This is a genomic window from Methanoregula sp. (assembly GCF_028712425.1).
GTDB lineage: Archaea > Halobacteriota > Methanomicrobia > Methanomicrobiales > Methanospirillaceae > Methanoregula.
In genome coordinates, this window is the sequence record NZ_JAQTQD010000017.1 from 43,944 (window position 1) to 60,486 (window position 16,543).

The following is a 16,543-nucleotide window of genomic DNA, read 5'->3' on the forward strand; positions in this document are numbered from 1 at the left end:
TACTTCAGAGATATTTTTTCTTGACGATCAGTTCTGCGTTCAGTACGCTTGCACCGGCAGCGCCACGGATCGTGTTGTGGCCCATGGCAACGAACCGGACTCCCTCGCGGAGCCGGCCTACGGAGACTGTCATACCCCTTCCCCTCATGCGGTCGAGCCGGGGCTGGGGCCGGTCAGGTTCCTCGTCAAAGAAGTGCACCGATTCGGCAGGCTGGGTCGGCAGGCCTTTGATCGGGGGCTTGTAATCCAGGAACGCTTTCCGGATTTTTCCGAGCGGTTCTTTGATATCCGCCCAGATTGCCATGGTATGGCCGTCAATCACCGGCACGCGGTGGCAGCTGGCGCTGACTTTGAACGGTGCATTCTGGACTTTCTTTCCTTTGAGCGTGCCCATGATCTTGAGCGCCTCCATCTCCATCTTCTCCTCTTCTTTGCCGATGTAGGGGATGACGTTGTCGTAGATCGCCATCGCTGCCACACCTTCGAATCCCGCACCGGAGATGGCCTGCATGGTCGCAACCCGGATATCGGTGAAGGTGAACTTCTGCAAGGGAGCGAGCGCCGTCACCATCGTTATGGTGGAACAGTTCGGGTTCGTGACAATGAAGCCGTCACGTCCCGCATCCCGCTGGGCATCGATCAGGCCCAGGTGTTCCGGATTGACTTCTGGCACCACAAGCGGAATCGTTGGTTCCATCCGGTGGGAACTTGCATTGCTGCAGACTGCAATCCCGGCATCCGCAAACTCCGTTTCGGTTGCGGCTGCAATCTCTGCCGGGAGGGCTGAGAAGACAAGGTCGACATTCTTCATGGCAGAAGGAGAGGTCGGGACAACTTTGATCTTCCCGATGTTCTCCGGAAAGGGCGTATCAAGGCGCCATTTCACAATCTTTCCATAGGGTTTTCCCGCACTGCGTTCGGAAGCGGCAAGCGTCGTAAGTTTGAACCAGGGATGATCCGCAAGAAGTTCAACAAATCGCTGACCAACCGCGCCGGTAGCACCGAGCACTCCAACATTGATCATGATGACAGGTCCTGTATGTTCGTTTTCCCCGTTCTTTTTAGAATGATGGCGGGTTGTAAAATCCCATTTCACTTAGGATGATAAAAACGTTGTTTTTTATAATTTTTATAACGGGAGAGAATCCGGCGAAGACAGCATGGTGGGATGAGACCATAATTCACGTCACATAACAAAGATGAAATCAATGTCTTCCGGGCAATAATGCCAGGAGCGGGACAACAAAAAAACAGTGAGCCGGCAGGAACCGGACACCTTATTCCATGTGGATTGCTTCAGACGGGCAGACATCCACGCAGGTCTGGCAGTCGACACACATGTCCTTGTCAACCTTGGCCTTGTCGTTCTCCATGGCGATTGCCGATGCGGGACATTCGCTCACGCAGGTTTCACATCCGGTACACTTATCGTTGTCAACGATTGCTACCAACTCGTTCACTCCGGGTTATATGTTTCTATTCAGGGTAAAAAAAGGATTACTATCCTGACACCGTGACTGACTGGACAGGTGTGATGAAAATTTGGACTTCCCCAAAAAAAGAGAGATGATCGTGTGAAAAAGCACTACTTCTTCAGGCCAAGGACATCGTTCATGTCATAAATGCCGGGCTTCTTCCCGACAACCCAGCGGGCTGCCTGCAGGGCACCGCTGGCAAAGACAGACCGGTCATAGGCACGGTGCGAGAGCTCGATGGTCTCGAAGTTCTTCGAGTACATGACCTTATGGTCGCCAACGATGTCACCGCCCCGGATCACGTGCACGCCAATCTCGTTCTTCCGCTCGGTCATGCCTTCGCGCCCGTACATCTTGTCACGGGTGCCAGCCTCCTCCTCGATGATCTGGAGAAGGGTTTTAGCCGTGCCGCTCGGGGCATCCTTCTTGTTCCGGTGGTGTGCCTCGATGAGCTCGATGTCATAGTCTTTTAAAAGCCGGGCAGACTGGCGTACGAGCTGCTGGAAGATGGCGACCCCGATCGAGAAGTTGGTGGTGATGACAGCCGGGACATGGCCGAGGATCGCCTTCTCGATCTCTGCCCGCTGTGCCGGGGATATCCCGGTAGTGCCGATAATCAGGGCGCAGTTGTTCCGTGCCGCCACCTGGACATTCCCGACAACCGCACTGGCAATCGTGAAATCGATGACAACGTCTGCCTTTGTCTTCTTTAACAGGGCATCGGCATCTTTCGCTTCAACAATCTCGGCCCCGAAAAAGGAACTGGACTTGAGATTGATGCCCCCCACCAGTTCCAGGTCATCGGATTCATGGACCATCCTCCCGAGAGTCTGGCCCATCCTTCCCGAAGCTCCGCAGATAACGACTTTCACCATATCCGCGTCACCGTGTACGCCGTCGGGTTGTGGGTTTAGTTTTCCGTTTTGCCGCTGCCGCCTTTTCCGGCTTCTTTACTGCGGTATTTGCTTTCGGCACAGATCCTTTGATCGGAATGGTGGCAAGCACTTTTTTGAGCTGCTCGGTCTTCTTTGCGTCCAGTTCATCGAGCGGAAGCCGGACCGGACCACCGGCAAGGCCGATTAACTCAACAGATTTCTTGACCGGGATCGGGTTCGTGTCAATGAACATCGCACGGTGGAGGGGTGACAGCGCATAGTGGAGCACGAGAGCCTTCTGGTAATCGCCCTGCCGGAACGCTTCGTACATTGCTACCACCCTTGCCGGATCAACATTTGCCGTCACTGATATGACTCCGGAGCCGCCCAGCGCGAGGATCGGGAGCGTGATGCCGTCATCACCGGAGATGACCAGGAAGTCCTCGTCCTGGGTCTCTTCGATGATCCGGGAGATCTGGCCGATGTTGCCGCTCGCTTCTTTGATCCCGACAATATTCGGGTGCTGTGCCAGCTCGGCGACAAGGTCCGGCTCAAGGTTCTGGCCGGTCCGCCCCGGTACATTGTACATCACAACCGGGATATCGAGATCCGCAAGTTTCGTGTAGTGCTTGATGAGACCTGCACGGTTGGGCTTGTTGTAATAGGGACTGATGGCAAGAACGCCGTCCGCACCAATGTCCTTCGCCGCCTTCGTCAGGCGCACTGCCTCGGCAGTGTTGTTGGAACCCGTACCGGCAAGTACGGGGATCCTGCCATTGACCTTTTCAACCGTGAGCTCGATGACCTTTTCATGTTCATCGAACGTCAGGGTCGCAGACTCTCCAGTAGAACCGCAGGGTACAATCCCGTGGATACCGCGGGAAAGAAGAAAACTGATGTTCCGCTCAAGACCCGGGATGTCCAGGCCCATTGCAGGGGTTCTTTTAAAAGGAGTAATAATTGCCGGAAGGACACCTTCGAACATGAACAGGTTATGAGCGTTTCCTTGTATTTATTTTTCTTGTAATGTATCCGGCGATCCGGTTCCGGACACGCTTGCTCTCGATGACGGCGGACGAGCCCAGCTGCTGCTTGTTCTCATCAAAGTTGTTCGTGAAGTTTTCCCGCTGCTTGTTCAGAAGCTCGGTTCCCACTGTCTTGATATATGACGGTTTGATTCCCATGAACGATTCCTCAAGGATTCTATATATTAAATGCGGTTTGAGCAGATAATGATATTGTTTACTACGTCGACCGGATCCTCGGCAAGAAGGATGAGCGGTGAACTGGCAGCACTGCCGTTTTCCGCGTAGATCGCGTCGGGAATTTCATCATGGCAGCACGAGGCGATCCCCCAGTCCATGGTGCTGATCCCTTTTGGTGCTTTCGTCGCATCATACGAAGCGCATTCTAAGAACAGATCCCCGTCCAGCACATCGAGTGCCCGGTCTGAACAGCGGAGGAGGGCTGCGCTCCGGTAGAGCGGATCGAATTTCATAACAGTCAGGATGATCCGTGCTATCTCTTCGTCCAAACCAAAGTCACAATCAACGGCAGGTTCTCCGGCTCGGATTATCCTTCCCGCAATCGCTGCAATGCCGTTTTTGTCCCGGGCACCCCGGATCGCGTACCCCACCTGTGCACCGGAAGCGGGAATGAGCCTGGCATTGATCGATCCGGCAAGCGGGGCAACGGCACTCTCCAGCTGTGCGATGACTGCACTGCGTTCGGCGGTCGGGTCCATTACAAGTAGTGGAGCCCGGGAGATTATTAACGGCGCTGGTGCCACCGTATTTTGTTGCGATTCCTCCTCTTCTCCCCTTTAAAATTATTATCAGATTCAATGAAGCACTATTGTCCATTGGTATGATCTTCAAAGTTGTCATAACGCCGGATACCGAAGATGGCGGATATACGGTCAGCTGCCCCGCGCTCCCCGGCTGTCATTCCGAAGGGGAGAGCATGGAGGAGGCACTGGAGAACATCAAGGATGCGTTGCCGTACTGAACGAGCGTGCGCACCGCAGGCAGGGCAGCAAGGTTGCCGAAGTCTCCCTATAACGATGGTAAAACTTCCCGTAATATCCGGTCATGCTGCAATAAAGGCTTTCAGCAAAGCCGGGTTTACCGGCAATCGCCTGCCAGGGCATATCCGGATATTCGTTTTGAACGGTACCGGGGGACTGTTCTTCTGAAGGAAGTATGCGGGGACGGTTGTGGAAACGCCATCCCGGTTCGTTTCGCGTGCTCATGTCCGGAAAAAATAGCGATCCTCCATCCAAAAGGCACCAATTAGGCGATTTTTAGAGGCTGAAATGGCACCCAGATCCTGAAAATCTCCCTGGTTCACCCGTATTTCCAAAACCGCCTGCTGTAATTCACGAAAAAAGGCGACTATCTGGAAAACCGTTTTTCAAAATGGGCTCCAATCCGAAAAATAACCTCAAATTAAAGAGATAATTTTACTGTGCGATTACTCCCTGAAAGGGAGTAAGAGCTCGAGAATGTCAAGAGGCATCAGACATGAGACATGAGAAGAAAGTCTTCGAAGAACGAAGTTCTTCGAGCAGGGAGACTCTCCGACAAGGCCCGGAAAAAAGGATATCTCCCGGTCCCTGCATATCCACCCCGGGTTAATCCGCCGTAATGAAGCCTGTCTTTACCGTGGTACTCATACTATACCGCATAGACGCCGGGCTGGGAACAGATACAGACAGGCGTCTTCCCGGTGCTGCCGATGATCCCGATGTCCTCAGTTCACAATGCCGGCGATCCGGCTGTCATTTGTACTCCCACCTGAGCGGGTCGCGGTCGCGGCGACGCTTCTTCAGGTAGCCGGCGGTTGCCACGGTAAGGATGGCGATTGCGGCGATGATCTCTGCGGCAAGGAAGAGCGGGTTCTTCCAGAGTACTTTCATTCCCGGTCCGGTTGTGTTGCTGACGGCTGGCATGATGGATTCCTCCTGCGGTGCAGACAGCACCTCCCCGGTCGGCCACGGGGTGATCCGCACCTTCAGTTTCGTGGGTTCGGTGGGGACCGGCGTTGCGGTTGGTGTTGGCGTTGCGGTCCCCGTTGCTGTGACGGCTGGAATTGCTGTGGGGGGCGGGTAATAGGTATAACTGTCGCTCCCGCCATAATACGACCAGGACGACGAGGAACTGGTTGTCGTCACCGGCGAGTATGCGGTCAGGACGAACGTCGAGAGGCCGGTGGGGGAGATGGCGACGAAGTAGTCGTTGCCGTCCGCAGCGCAGAGGCCGGTCCATTCTGTGGTCAGGAACGTGACCGTGCCTTCGTCCGAGCGGTGCATGACCGCAATGCGGGACGTGCCGCCGTTGTCCTCGACCCAGGTGTGGTTGACCGCCATGGTTACGTTGGCGCTCTGGATGATGCCGCCGGTGCCGGAATTGGCGATATCGGTCTTGGTGAAGGTGACCGTATAGGCGGTAGCGATGATGTTCTTCTTCTCCGATACGGCGACGGCGGTGAACGAGCTCCAGACCGATGCGTCGGGATCGGACGTAATGGTACTGTTGATCGCGGCAGAGCTATTCGGGAGCTGCGAGAGCGTAAGAGTAAGCGTCACATTCGGATTGCCGAGCGACTCGATACCTACGCTGACATTGGTGGCAACGGCCTCCACGCTCTTTACTGTGCCGGTCACGTTCCCGGAGTCGGTCACGGCAGGAGCATCGAGCGTGATCTTCAGGTGGTCCCAGGCAGTGCCGACATTGTCCACCGTGACGATATTTGTGTTTGTACTGTCGATGGTTGCATTGGCGGCGCTGATGTTGATGCCCTGGCTCGATCCGGTGGCGTTTGTCACGATACCCGGGAGTTCGAAGGTCTTGTTCGTGCTGACCGGGTTGATTACTGTGATGTAGTTTGTCCGGGTCTTCGTATCGGAGCCCTTGCTGTTGGTTGCGTTGAGTTTGACCGAATAGGTGCCGGCTTTCGTGTAGGTGTAGTCCGGGATCTGTTTTGCTGAGGTACCGTCATCGCCGAAATCCCATGCCCAGCCGGTCGGCGTGTTGAGCGAGGTGTCCCTGAACCTCGGGTTGAACGGTGCGATGCCTTTGGTCTGGCTGGCGGCGAAGTCCGCGACCGGGGGGATCACCTTCGCGGTGACGGAGTACCCGCTATCGATGGGGTTGGTCCAGCCCATGCCGGACGAGGCACGGTACCCGTACACGTTGAAGACGGCGTTGTCCGGGAGGTTTGTGAACGCGTAGTCGACCCGGACCGCGCCGTTGTTCTTCAGGCCCGGACTGCTGCTGAGCAGGCCGGATCTCGTGTCGATGAACATCAGCCGGTACTGGCTGGCCGGGCTGTCCATCTCCTCTCCCTTGAAGAGCGGGTAGTCCGCGTTGCCCTGCGTGGGCTTCCAGCTCTGCGGGCCATAGAAGAGGTCGGCTTTCGTGAACGTCTGGTCGAGCGCGGTGGACTGGTAGGTGTAACTACCCGAAGCCGGCGCGGAGCCGGTCGGCGTCCACGTGTACCCGCTGGTCTTGATCCGGGCCGTGAAATCGTCCGGGATGGTGCCGTTGACCGCCAGCAGGAGGACGACCTCGTCTTCGTACGAATCCCCGGTGATATAGAATGTCCCGGACTGGCTGTTCGTTATCGTGACCTTGTTGGACGTGTCTGCAGGATCGGTCGAGATGTGGATCGCGGAGAGGCCCCCCGAACCGCCCTGAATGTAATACGTGCCGTTGCCGTTGTCGTCCCACCGGATGCCGTCGTGGTTCGCTGTCCGGATGTATGTCTTGTTGTTACCCGGGACCGGCCCGGTGGCGTTGACCACGTACACGAGGCCGGCCTTGGTTATCGTGCTGCTTCCCCCGGCATTGGCTGCCGTGAGCTTGACCGGGTAGGTCCCGGCCGAGCCGTAGGTGTGTGTCGGGTTCACCGGCTTGTCGAATGTCACGATCCCGCCGTCCCCGAAGTCCCAGGACCATGACGTCGGGCTGTTGGTCGAGGTGTCGGTGAAGGTCACGGCCAGCGGGGCGACGCCGTTGACCTGGGTGGCGGTGAAGGAGGCGGTGGGGGGGGGGTGGGTGTGCCGGAGTTGCCGCAGGTGGTACCGGAGCCGGCGCAGAAGTCGTCGACGTAGGAATTTACCGCTATATACTTTCTATCGAACGCTACCTGAACCGGATGGACCCCGGTATACCCGGTTATCGGGATCGTATACTGGTTCCAGCCGGTCTGGATTATACCGGGGGCCTGAACTGTTTCTCCATCTATATTAATATTGAAACTCTGCGTTACGCTGCAGGACCCACCATACCCCCAGAACGAGATGACGGTAGCATCCGTCAGATCGACGTACTGGATCACATAACTATCCGCAACACTGCCATCACTATTCAAGAATGCCGAATAGCTGCCGGTATGGGCTGTAGCTGACGATACGGATGCATATTTCCCTGTTGTCCATTCGGTACTATCGCCGGTCTCGAACCCTGGGTTGGCGAACTGGTTTGATCTTCCGTTCGATGCCACCGCGATAAGACTGGACTTGAGAACACTGTTACCTCCGCCACCGTTTGTGACCGTAAGATTTACCGAATACGTTCCTAGTGCATACCAGTGGAGCGGATTCTGTTCGGTTGAATTTGTGCCGTCCCCGAAGTCCCACAACCATGTAACCGGAAAATTGGTTGAGGTATCGTTGAACTGGACCGCTATAGGAGAGGTGCCCGTTGTGACATTTACGATGAAGTCAGCAACAGGCACCGGTGGAACAGTGAGCGTTATATCCTGCGTCCTGGAATTGGTGCCTTTTACATTCGTCACTGTGAGATTCACCGTATAGGTGCCCGCATTCGTGTACATATGGACCACGTTCTGATCGAAGGAGGATGTACCGTCGCCGAAGTCCCAGTGCCAGGACTGCGGAACGTTTGTTGTTATGTCTGTGAACCGGATTGGAGACCGGTTGTGCCATCCGTAAGGCGTATCTCTGGTGAAATCTGCCTTCGGGACATCGGGAATGCCAATGACCGAATACCCGCTGGGGCCATAGGTGGAGCCCCCTGTGACATCGTTGGTCATGATCATAGTGCCGTGGGAACTGGCAAGATACCACCCGTATGCATTGAATACAGCAAAACTCGTCAGGTTGGTGAACGCATATTCAATCTTGATATTATGATACGCTTTCCCGGCGTTCAGGTCGATGAACATGATCCGGAACTGGTTGATGGGATCGGCCTGGTCCTCCCCGTAATAGATCGGATATCCATCGGGTTTCCAGCTCTGCGGACCGTAGATGAAATCGTCCTTTGTGAAGGTCTGATCCACGGCACCTTCTTTGTAATTCCATTCAGTAGGTGCGCCTCCGTTGGTATAGGCAGGACCGAAAGGTGTCCAGTTGTCCCCGCTCGACCGGATATGGACACGGAAATCATCGGGGATCGTCCCGTTGACGGCGAGCATCAGGATTCCCTCGGGCATGGTCGGCTGGCCCCCGGTATGGGTGAAATAGAATGTACCGGACTGGTTGGTGGTGGTGGTTATATCAGAGACGGAGTTTCCCGATGAGATGTGCAGGGCGTTCAGTCCCCCCATCGTGGCGAAAGAGTAGGTATTGGGGACGTAGACGGGATTGGTGCCGTTTAGATCGAACTTGACACCTTCATCGTTAGCAACGTAAAGGTATGGATAGGCTGGATCGATTGGGCCCGGTGTCACAATATCAATAAAGCTATTTTTTAAACGGGAACTTGTTCCGAATACATTAGTCGCCGAGAGGTTGATAGAATAATTTCCGACCGCTGAATAGGTATGTGTCGGGTTCTGATCGGTTGATGTAGTACCGTCTCCAAAGTCCCAGAGCCATGCAGTTGGAGAGTGAATCGAGATATCATTGAACTGAATGGTCTGAAATACAACTCCAACTCTGGGAGATGCAGTAAACGATATTACCGGTGCTGTCGAATATGGGGTGATGTAATCGGTCTTACTGGTGGTGTTGGTACCGACAGAATTTGTTGCGGTGAGGTTAACTGTATAAGTAGTAGTTGACGATCCAGATGCGGTGAATATATGAACAGGGTTCTGCTCGGTTGATGTTGTTCCATCCCCAAATTCCCAGTACCAGGATGTCGGTGCCCCGGTTGACTGATCGGTGAACGAAACGGACAGCGGGCTTTTTCCGGAAACAGGGGTTGCCGTGAAAGCTGCTGTCGGGGGAGAATACACGCTGATGTATTTTGTCTTGATGAGAGTATTCATACCATTACTGTTGGTGATGGTCAGATTGACGGAATAGACTCCCCCATAGGAATAAGTATGCGGGGGGTTTTGTTCATCCGATGTCACGCCATCCCCAAAGTCCCAGTGCCATGCGGTGACAGTGAGGGGCGATGTGCCGGTGAACTGGACGGTGAGAGGTGCTGGACCGGCAATCTGGTCGGCAGTGAATGTTACTACGCCGGGGAATGCGCGCAACCTCCTATCAAAACTTGAAGCATAAACCGTTCCATCCGCACTAATTGCGGGCGATCCATAATTTGTATTAGCTGTTTTATAGGACCATTTAAGGATTGCATCCGGAGTAAGGCCGTAGATGTTACCCTCCCACGTTATAAAATAGATTGTTCCATCCGCCCCTATAACGGGGGCTCCATATATCTTTCCACAGTTATATGACCATTTCAGGGTACCATCCCGGTTCCATGCATAAAGGGCACTCGTACCCCCAACATAGATCGTTCCATCTTTCGCAATTGCAGGAGATCCAAATGTAAGTGCTCCTGACGTATTTTTCCATTTCAGGGTACCATCAGGATTCCATGCATAGACGTTACTATCTCCACTACTTCCAATATAGGTGGTCCCATCCGATCCGATTGCCGCAGATCCTTTAACTGCTCCTGAAGTATTGCTCCACTTCAGGATACCATCAGAGTTATATGCATAAAAGGTGCTTGTGGTCTGGCTACCAATATATATGGTCCCATCCGGCCCAATCGCAGGAGTGGCATAATTTGCTGTCCCTGTGGTATTTTTCCATTTCAGGGTTCCTTGTGAATCGAAAGCATAAAGCGCATCGGACGCTACATAGATCGTACCATCAGCACCAATCGTCGGACTGCCATATATTTCTACACCAATACTGGTAGAGGATTTCCATTTTTTTGTTCCATCTGAGGCATATACTGCATAGACATACGTATCCTGATCTCCAAAATAGAGGATATCGTTCGACCCTATTGCCACAGGCCCATATATATTCCCCCAACCGTACATTGTTTTTGGGACTATCCATTTTAATGTTCCATCCGTGTTTATTGCTCGGAGATTCGCACTTTTATCTCCATAATAGATCGTTCCATCGGATCCAATAACCGGACTCTGATACTGAAAACCTATGTTGGGATTATAAGACCATTTTGGTGTTCCGGACTGTGAGCCAGTAAAGGGGGATTGCCCGGTATTGTTGAGATCGTAGCCAGACTTCGGCCATGGAGAACTGGCAAGTTCTGCGGTAACCGGCATAATAAAGAATGTAAGATAGATCAGCAGAATGATGGCTGCCACTCGAAACAGCCGCGGTTTCATGCGATCCCCATTACAGCCGTATTTTCAAGAAGGTTTTCCTGAGAGAGAATATCTCCTGCTGTAATCCAAAAGTGTGTTAGTGAGAACGGATCCAAGACAATGTCCGGGACCGATAGATATTTTCCGAAATACATTATGAATGTATTAATTGCCGGATATGTTAATTGTTTTTAATTGATTTTGTTATTATGTTAATATCGATCATTTGATCAATATTCAAATAATTTTAATTCAATTTCCCCATTCATACAACGAAGATAATCTATCTCATCACGCGAAAAAAAAGGGGAAGTATGTGCCGGAACCCGGCAGCTTTCCGTGTTTTTGTAATTTTGTTTTTTTATGAGGTTATATTAACCTTCCATCCGCTACATAACGTCGTATCAACGTCTTCATTCAAGTAGTACACCTTATTCAGCCAGTTGATAGCCGGGGGCAATGACGATCCATCTTTTTGGGAGATTGTTTTATTGTTATACGCATAGGCATTGAAGGCAATGATGGAATCATTTGATAAACTCCCTTTCGTGATGTTGTACGTGATTTTTGTCGCATTGTTATTCGGAAGAAGAGTACGTTTTTGGGTAACATTCCACCAGGTACCATTGATTGTTCCCACCTTGGTGTCAATGGCCCACAACTTGAAGTATTTATCCCCGCTCACGCTCATATCCTGGCCGCAGTAGATCGGGTAGTCTGCAGTTGGTGCAAATTTCCATTTCTGGAATAAATCAACAGAATCGTTCTCCAGGAAATCCGCTGAGGTGAATAACTTTGCACTGAGTGGTGTCTCGTAATTGACCGTGGAGGGGGGTGACCCAGAGCTAATCGGAGTCCAGGTATACCCGCTTGCCGAGATGTTAATGGATACACTATCGATCTCTGTTGTAGAATTGTTGATACTGTTGACCGCTATGAGAAGGATAATGTTATCCTGTCCGCCTTTTCCCCCGGTATCCGTTACATAGAATGTACCATTCAGATCGGCACTGGTTTTTTCATAGCAAGTTCCTTTGGCATTGGCGGGAGCGTCACTGTCCGCAATGTGGAGCGCATTCATCCCCCCCGTGGGATTCGTCAGGTTGACGTAATAATACGGGTTACCCAGATACGTGCTATCGTACTTGATGAGGGGATTTGCCATTGGGACGTACGTGTGGTTGTTGTTATGCGCGGTGTTCGTGTAGATTACATTACTCGCCGCCACCGGCCCAACCGCCAGCGCGACGAACAGGAGGACGACCGCAGAGGCCATCCACCACATTCTGTTCAAATCTTTGTTTCCTTTTGCCATAGTCTGTACCTCCGTGCAGGGCACCGCCCCGCGCGCGTCAACAAAAAACCATTGATCATGGCAGTTTATTAACAATGAAACATTGATCAAAATATGACACGATATATCTTTCGTTTACATGAAAAGTTTGAATATAATTTGTTTTTGAGATTCCTGCGGCATATTATGCCGGATCGATAATTCTCGCCGTGAACGATCGGATGGAACGGGAGCGGTGCACCGGGGAAAGGATTATGAAGAGGGCCGGGCGGAAGCAAGGGGGATACGGCGGGGCCAGGGAGTGCATGCGACCCGGCAGGGGATGATACTCCGGCGACTCCCTCACAAATCCTTATCTGATACACGATACAACATAAGACACAAAGGTGCTCGAAAAAATGCCGGCAAAAAAATTCAAACCGGAAGACGTTATCGGGAAACCCTACCGGAGAGGCCTGCTCCCGTACGGGGGTGGAATTGTTCGGGGAAAGATCGCATTTGCAGTCAGTGAGGAAGAGCACAACGCCGATATGAAACGATTGAAAGCTCTTCGTCCATGAACTCCTCTGTTTTTCTCGATACTCCGGTATTTCCCGTGCATTGAACATCCATTATCCGGCACAATACCTGGACATGCAATGAATGCCTTGAGTTCCAGCACCACATATCTCATTACCAGGTACAAACATACAGGTAACCGGAGAGAGGGCATATGCGGAATCTCATCACCACTGCCGAAATCTGGAAAGAGGGGGGCATGTATACGTCCTATTGCCCGGAGCTCGATATCGCCAGCTGCGGTCACACACCGGAAGAAGCGCGTAAGAACTTACTGGAAGTCATCGCTATTCAGCTGGAAGAAACGGAAAAACTGGGAACTCTTGATGATCTGCTCAGCGAATCCGGGTATACCCGGGACGGGGATGTGATCAAGACCGGCAAAAAGATCGTTTGCTTTGAAGAGATCCGGGTCCCGGTCTCAATACAATAATACGGAATATATATATTCCACGATACGAGATCGTTTGTTCGCCAGCAACTTCTCCAGGTCTGTCGCGTGTGATGCCTGATGAAAAAAATTTCCCCAACAGACTGGAAAACACAGGTACGGGTATTTGAAAAATCAGGATGCACATTTATTCGCCAGAGCGGCGATCATTTGATCTTCCACCATCCCTCTGCAAAACGGGCAGTCGTGATTCCCCGGTATGATGAAGTCCCTGTTACGATCATCCTCAATAATATGAAAACTATCGGCATGACGCGGGAAGAATATCTCCGGCGGATTCAGGAATAATCATGTCACGATCCGCGAACCCACGGACCGGACTTAACCACGCATATGCGATGGCGTACAATTCAGATTATTTCCTGACTTCAGACAAGAACCTGATCAAGTACCGTATTCCGGCTCTGTTGGAAAACGCCGGGTTCTTCAAACCGGAAACGATGCCCCCTGAACAATTCCGGGATGAGATCTCAAAGAAGAAATGATCTCATGTACCAGGTAAGAAATGGCGAAACTCAATGTCAGGTAAAACAGCTTTGTACAATCATTGAAAAATATTCGCTTCTGGAGGAGGAGCCCGGTGTATAAATATGCAATAGAGATCTTCTACAGCGAAGATGATGAGGGGTATATTGCGGTGGTACCGGAATTGCCCGGCTGCTCGGCATATGGTGAAAGCGAAGAACAGGCATTACGGGAGATCAAGACCGCAATAGATCTCTGGCTGACAACTGCCCGGAGCTTGAGACGTGAGATCCCGGAGCCGCAGGGCAGGGAAGTATTGCGCGATCTCCTGGACGAGCGTTCGCGGCAGAACGCTACTTCATGCGAGTGACAGCCAGCCGTACATGCTCCCATCCCCGCCAATGTTGGACCCGTACGTGCCAGCGGCGGCATGCTTTACATTGTACACTGATAGATTCACTCATTGTAGGGAAATAATCTTATCCGCCGCCACCGGCACCACTGCCGCAGCGACGAACAGGAGGACGACCGCAGAGGCCATCCACCACATTCTGTTCATGTGTTCTTGTTTCTTCATGTTCTGTACCTCCACGCAGGGCACCGCCCCGCGCGCGTTAACAAGTTGCTTTTGATGCCTGCAAATTGTTAAACAGAAAGTATTGATCGCATATGAGGTTATATATTTATCGACAGAGTAAAAAATAAGAATATACTTTATTTTTGAAATTAACGCGCGATAATTATCCGGATTGCCTGCCGGACGAGTGGCGCGCCAAGGGGAACCGGGGGACGAATGGGGGGAAATGTTTTTATGGATGGGCGGGGGATCTGGTTGTCCGGGTGATGTCACATAAAATGCCCCGAGCGTGCGGGGTCGGAGGCAGGAATGCATATCACACCCTTCACGTTCGTTCACGTTCCGCAAACATTTTGTTCATGAAACGTGAACCTATTGTTCAGGAATTATGAACGAAACGCCCCATGATCTCTCCGCCCTCTTCCGAACCGGAGAACGCATCGCACTGCTCCGTGCGGCTCTCACGGTGCCGGCCTGCTCCGTGCAGCAGCTCGCGACAAAGACCGGGCTTTCAAAAGGGCTCGTCTCCCCGTACCTTGCACTGCTCGAACGCGAGGGACTGCTCCTGCGAAACAACCGGATCTATACTCTGAAAAATTCAGCATGGACCGCAACGGTGAAACGTTTCCTGAATATCGACCGTGTCTCCGGTGCATTTCACAAACCTGCGTGGGCGCTCGGCACCGGCATGTACGGGAGCTGGGCTGATGGAACGAATACGGATGAAAGCGATCTCGACCTCTGGGTTTTGTGCGCAACCCCGCCGACCAGCATACTGGTCGCAGAAGTTGAGCGTACTGTCTCGCGGACATTATCTGTTGAGGTCCATCTTCTCGTTCTCACCCGGGAAAAAATGGAAAACCTGAAGAAAACCGACGAACCGTTTTACTGGTCGTTCAGAAAACAGACGATACCCCTTGAAGGTGAATCTCCTGACACGTCTTGACGAATGTTACGAGCGAGGCCTTTTGCGAAAAGTTCCTGCATCGGTCGATAAGGCAAATCTGTCTCTTGCACAGGCCAGGGAATGGATCACGGAGGCCGGGTATGATTGTGACGCCGATGCACCGCGATCTGCCCTGATTGCAGTGTACATGGGATATTTCCATGCAGCCCGGGCTTTGCTGTATCGCGACGGAGTACGGGAGAAGAGTCATTATTGCATCGGCGTGTATCTCGAATCCTACCGGGAAAAAGGATTACTGGAAGACGAGTGGGTCCTGCAGTTCGATCATATGCGTGGACTGCGCCAGAACGATCAGTACAGCCTGGATGCCCGGCCGAGCCTCCCGGAAATCCGGCAGGCTCTGGCAGACGCCGGAGAATTTATCGGCCGTATGGAACTTCTTGTGAAGACACTGCGATAATTCCTGTTGGTTGACGGTTTTAAAAAAAAATCCTCAATCTGGTGTACCCGCCCGGCAAATTTTTCCGGAGGGACCGGGTGTTCAGCGCTGTACGGATTAACCATCGGAATCGTGTCTCCTCAAAAAATTAAAAAAATTAATGAAATTAATTGGTGGCCTTAATTGCTATAATTTTCATCATCTCCAAAAAAGATCCGGGATATCATTCTTAACAAAGACGACCGGATACCGTGCCAGGCACAAATCAAACGACTGCCGGATGCGAGCAAAGGCTCATCTCTTGGGCTTTATCATATTCCCCCGCCACCGGCATAACCGCCGTAACGACGAACAGGAGGACGACCGCAGAGGCCATCCACCACATTCTGTTCATGTGTTCTTGTTTCTTCATGTTCTGTACCTCCGCGCAGGGCACCGCCCCACGCGCGCGTTAAAAATTAGTAATTGGTTTTACCAATTTTTAACATCAAACTGTTGATCAAAATATGACACGATATATCTTTCAACTGAGTGAAAAATAAGAATATAATTTGTTTTGGAGATTCCTGCGGCATATCGGGCCGGATAAAAAATCCTCGCCGTGAACGATCGGATGGACCGGGAGCGGTGCACCGGGGAAAGGATTATGAAGAGGGCCGGGCGGAAGCAAGGGGGATACGGCGGGCCAAGGAGTGCATGCGACCCGGCAGGGGATGATACTCCGGCGACTCCCTCACAAATCCTTATCTGATACACGATACAACATAAGATATAACGGTGCTCGAAAAAATGCCGGCAAAAAAATTCAAACCGGAAGATGTTATTGGCAAACCCTACCGGAGAGGCCTGCTCCCGTATGGGGGTGCAGTCACCCGGGGAAAAATCTCATCGGCAATCAGCGAGGAAGAATTCCGGGCAACCATGAAACGGCTGAAAGCAATCATTCCATGAATGC

19 protein-coding genes are annotated in these 16,543 nt (G+C 52.2%); 9 read left to right on the top strand and 10 right to left on the bottom strand.

The genetic code is table 11. The features are described 5' to 3' along the window. Positions 1 to 4 precede the first annotated feature (4 nt). The 6 genes from asd to PHF39_RS09980 all read right to left on the bottom strand — a co-directional run bounded on the left by asd (position 5) and on the right by PHF39_RS09980 (position 4,094). Positions 5 to 1,024, bottom strand: a complete 1,020-nt coding sequence (gene asd / locus PHF39_RS09955) for an aspartate-semialdehyde dehydrogenase (protein WP_300223499.1) — start codon at positions 1,022 to 1,024, stop codon at positions 5 to 7. 253 nt (positions 1,025 to 1,277) lie between these two features. Beyond that, entirely contained in the window at positions 1,278 to 1,451 is a 174-nt protein-coding gene (locus PHF39_RS09960; protein ID WP_015285759.1) for a 4Fe-4S binding protein, read from the bottom strand. 134 nt (positions 1,452 to 1,585) lie between these two features. Next, positions 1,586 to 2,350, bottom strand: coding sequence for a 4-hydroxy-tetrahydrodipicolinate reductase (dapB, locus tag PHF39_RS09965; RefSeq protein ID WP_300223501.1), 765 nt, complete (start codon positions 2,348 to 2,350; stop codon positions 1,586 to 1,588). A 7-nt stretch (positions 2,351 to 2,357) separates the two neighbouring features. Continuing rightward, positions 2,358 to 3,335: a 4-hydroxy-tetrahydrodipicolinate synthase gene (gene dapA / locus PHF39_RS09970; protein ID WP_300223503.1), complete on the bottom strand. Its 978-nt coding sequence runs from the start codon at positions 3,333 to 3,335 to the stop codon at positions 2,358 to 2,360. Between the two features lie 7 nt (positions 3,336 to 3,342). Further along, the gene (locus PHF39_RS09975) at positions 3,343 to 3,534 is read right to left on the bottom strand and encodes a 30S ribosomal protein S17e (protein WP_300223505.1); all 192 of its coding nucleotides are present in this window, start codon (positions 3,532 to 3,534) and stop codon (positions 3,343 to 3,345) included. 26 nt (positions 3,535 to 3,560) lie between these two features. After that, positions 3,561 to 4,094, bottom strand: coding sequence for a thiamine-phosphate synthase family protein (locus PHF39_RS09980; protein ID WP_300223507.1), 534 nt, complete (start codon positions 4,092 to 4,094; stop codon positions 3,561 to 3,563). A 122-nt stretch (positions 4,095 to 4,216) separates the two neighbouring features. On the opposite strand from PHF39_RS09980, the gene PHF39_RS09985 reads away from it, so the two are divergent. Further along, complete coding sequence (locus PHF39_RS09985; protein WP_300223508.1) at positions 4,217 to 4,357, top strand: type II toxin-antitoxin system HicB family antitoxin; 141 nt, start codon at positions 4,217 to 4,219, stop codon at positions 4,355 to 4,357. A 772-nt stretch (positions 4,358 to 5,129) separates the two neighbouring features. Here PHF39_RS09985 and PHF39_RS09990 read toward each other — a convergent pair. From PHF39_RS09990 to PHF39_RS10000, 3 genes are all read right to left on the bottom strand, one after another. Continuing rightward, positions 5,130 to 7,346 carry a PKD domain-containing protein gene (locus PHF39_RS09990; protein WP_300223510.1) on the bottom strand — a complete coding sequence of 739 codons (2,217 nt, stop codon included), beginning with the start codon at positions 7,344 to 7,346 and terminating at the stop codon, positions 5,130 to 5,132. Continuing rightward, positions 7,343 to 10,918: a PKD domain-containing protein gene (locus PHF39_RS09995; RefSeq protein WP_300223513.1), complete on the bottom strand. Its 3,576-nt coding sequence runs from the start codon at positions 10,916 to 10,918 to the stop codon at positions 7,343 to 7,345. The genes PHF39_RS09990 and PHF39_RS09995 overlap by 4 nt, the downstream gene beginning before the upstream one ends. A 340-nt stretch (positions 10,919 to 11,258) precedes the next feature. After that, positions 11,259 to 12,212: a hypothetical protein gene (locus PHF39_RS10000; protein WP_300223515.1), complete on the bottom strand. Its 954-nt coding sequence runs from the start codon at positions 12,210 to 12,212 to the stop codon at positions 11,259 to 11,261. A gap of 377 nt (positions 12,213 to 12,589) precedes the next feature. On the opposite strand from PHF39_RS10000, the gene PHF39_RS10005 reads away from it, so the two are divergent. From PHF39_RS10005 to PHF39_RS10035, 7 genes are all read left to right on the top strand, one after another. Next, positions 12,590 to 12,751, top strand: coding sequence for a hypothetical protein (locus tag PHF39_RS10005; protein WP_015285768.1), 162 nt, complete (start codon positions 12,590 to 12,592; stop codon positions 12,749 to 12,751). Positions 12,752 to 12,903: 152 nt separating this feature from the next. After that, positions 12,904 to 13,182, top strand: coding sequence for a hypothetical protein (locus tag PHF39_RS10010; protein WP_015285769.1), 279 nt, complete (start codon positions 12,904 to 12,906; stop codon positions 13,180 to 13,182). Positions 13,183 to 13,260: 78 nt separating this feature from the next. Then, the gene (locus PHF39_RS10015) at positions 13,261 to 13,488 is read left to right on the top strand and encodes a type II toxin-antitoxin system HicA family toxin (protein WP_015285770.1); all 228 of its coding nucleotides are present in this window, start codon (positions 13,261 to 13,263) and stop codon (positions 13,486 to 13,488) included. A gap of 2 nt (positions 13,489 to 13,490) precedes the next feature. Continuing rightward, positions 13,491 to 13,685, top strand: a complete 195-nt coding sequence (locus PHF39_RS10020) for a hypothetical protein (RefSeq protein WP_300223520.1) — start codon at positions 13,491 to 13,493, stop codon at positions 13,683 to 13,685. 95 nt (positions 13,686 to 13,780) lie between these two features. Further along, positions 13,781 to 14,035, top strand: coding sequence for a type II toxin-antitoxin system HicB family antitoxin (locus PHF39_RS10025; protein WP_300223522.1), 255 nt, complete (start codon positions 13,781 to 13,783; stop codon positions 14,033 to 14,035). Positions 14,036 to 14,630: 595 nt separating this feature from the next. After that, positions 14,631 to 15,188 carry a nucleotidyltransferase domain-containing protein gene (locus tag PHF39_RS10030; protein ID WP_300223523.1) on the top strand — a complete coding sequence of 186 codons (558 nt, stop codon included), beginning with the start codon at positions 14,631 to 14,633 and terminating at the stop codon, positions 15,186 to 15,188. Next, positions 15,166 to 15,609 (top strand): HEPN domain-containing protein, encoded by a 444-nt coding sequence (locus tag PHF39_RS10035; RefSeq protein WP_300223556.1) that lies wholly within the window; start codon positions 15,166 to 15,168, stop codon positions 15,607 to 15,609. The genes PHF39_RS10030 and PHF39_RS10035 overlap by 23 nt, the downstream gene beginning before the upstream one ends. A gap of 244 nt (positions 15,610 to 15,853) precedes the next feature. Here PHF39_RS10035 and PHF39_RS10040 read toward each other — a convergent pair whose 3' ends face one another. After that, complete coding sequence (locus PHF39_RS10040; protein WP_300223525.1) at positions 15,854 to 16,000, bottom strand: hypothetical protein; 147 nt, start codon at positions 15,998 to 16,000, stop codon at positions 15,854 to 15,856. Positions 16,001 to 16,377: 377 nt separating this feature from the next. Between PHF39_RS10040 and PHF39_RS10045 the strand changes: the two genes are divergently transcribed. Further along, complete coding sequence (locus PHF39_RS10045; protein WP_300223549.1) at positions 16,378 to 16,539, top strand: hypothetical protein; 162 nt, start codon at positions 16,378 to 16,380, stop codon at positions 16,537 to 16,539. Positions 16,540 to 16,543 lie beyond the last annotated feature (4 nt).

Bases quoted from the DNA above. Each gene is read 5' to 3' on its own strand.
- asd (WP_300223499.1), bottom strand. From the start codon at position 1,024: ATGATCAATGTTGGAGTGCTCGGTGCTACCGGCGCGGTTGGTCAGCGA.
- dapB (WP_300223501.1), bottom strand. From the start codon at position 2,350: ATGGTGAAAGTCGTTATCTGCGGAGCTTCGGGAAGGATGGGCCAGACT.
- dapA (WP_300223503.1), bottom strand. From the start codon at position 3,335: ATGTTCGAAGGTGTCCTTCCGGCAATTATTACTCCTTTTAAAAGAACC.
- PHF39_RS09975 (WP_300223505.1), bottom strand. From the start codon at position 3,534: ATGGGAATCAAACCGTCATATATCAAGACAGTGGGAACCGAGCTTCTG.
- PHF39_RS09980 (WP_300223507.1), bottom strand. From the start codon at position 4,094: ATGGACCCGACCGCCGAACGCAGTGCAGTCATCGCACAGCTGGAGAGT.
- PHF39_RS09985 (WP_300223508.1), top strand. From the start codon at position 4,217: ATGATCTTCAAAGTTGTCATAACGCCGGATACCGAAGATGGCGGATAT.
- PHF39_RS09995 (WP_300223513.1), bottom strand. From the start codon at position 10,918: ATGAAACCGCGGCTGTTTCGAGTGGCAGCCATCATTCTGCTGATCTAT.
- PHF39_RS10000 (WP_300223515.1), bottom strand. From the start codon at position 12,212: ATGGCAAAAGGAAACAAAGATTTGAACAGAATGTGGTGGATGGCCTCT.
- PHF39_RS10005 (WP_015285768.1), top strand. From the start codon at position 12,590: ATGCCGGCAAAAAAATTCAAACCGGAAGACGTTATCGGGAAACCCTAC.
- PHF39_RS10010 (WP_015285769.1), top strand. From the start codon at position 12,904: ATGCGGAATCTCATCACCACTGCCGAAATCTGGAAAGAGGGGGGCATG.
- PHF39_RS10015 (WP_015285770.1), top strand. From the start codon at position 13,261: ATGAAAAAAATTTCCCCAACAGACTGGAAAACACAGGTACGGGTATTT.
- PHF39_RS10020 (WP_300223520.1), top strand. From the start codon at position 13,491: ATGTCACGATCCGCGAACCCACGGACCGGACTTAACCACGCATATGCG.
- PHF39_RS10030 (WP_300223523.1), top strand. From the start codon at position 14,631: ATGAACGAAACGCCCCATGATCTCTCCGCCCTCTTCCGAACCGGAGAA.
- PHF39_RS10040 (WP_300223525.1), bottom strand. From the start codon at position 16,000: ATGAAGAAACAAGAACACATGAACAGAATGTGGTGGATGGCCTCTGCG.
- PHF39_RS10045 (WP_300223549.1), top strand. From the start codon at position 16,378: ATGCCGGCAAAAAAATTCAAACCGGAAGATGTTATTGGCAAACCCTAC.